At 33.2% G+C, this 596-nt stretch carries 1 protein-coding gene; it reads right to left on the bottom strand.

Features of this window, described 5'->3' with window-relative positions; translation table 11 throughout:
- Positions 1 to 596: IS3 family transposase (locus L284_RS47215; RefSeq protein ID WP_152524619.1), on the bottom strand; the 596-nt coding region annotated here is incomplete at both ends.

Here is a 596-nt window from a genome sequence, read left to right as displayed (position 1 = left end):
TTTTCGACAATATCTATTACAATATGATTAGAGCGATTAAGCTCATTATTGATGTAAAAAGTTTCAGACTTTAGCGAGGAATGGAAACTTTCTATCGGGGCGTTATCGGCAGGTGTTCCCTTTCGGGACATACTTCTGATAATGCCTTTTTCTTCGCACAATTGATAATAAGCATAAGATGTATAAACGCTGCCTTGATCACTATGTAATATACAACCCTCAGGTATATCGATTTGATTTAATGTATCATTAACTAAACTTTGGTCTTGTTTATCATCTATTTTATACGCCACAATTTCTCCGTTATAAATATCCATTATCGAAGATAAATACAACATAGAATGGCCAAATGGTAAATAAGTAATATCGGTTGTTAATACTTCCATTGGACAACTCGCTTTAAATTGTCTTTGTAATAAATTGTCCGTTTTATAATACGGTTTACCTATTCTTGTCGTCTTTTTAGGTCTAACTCGGCAGTTCAAATGATGCTTCTGCATCATTCTCTGTACTCTCTTATGATTAATTGGTGATGTATAACATTGATTAATCAATGCTGTAATCTTACGATAACCGTAGGTATAGTGGTTAGCTTT

The sequence above is a fragment of the Novosphingobium lindaniclasticum LE124 genome, from assembly GCF_000445125.1.
In the GTDB taxonomy this organism is placed as follows: Bacteria; Pseudomonadota; Alphaproteobacteria; order Sphingomonadales; family Sphingomonadaceae; genus Novosphingobium; species Novosphingobium lindaniclasticum.
This window is presented reverse-complemented; position numbering and strand designations above follow the sequence as displayed.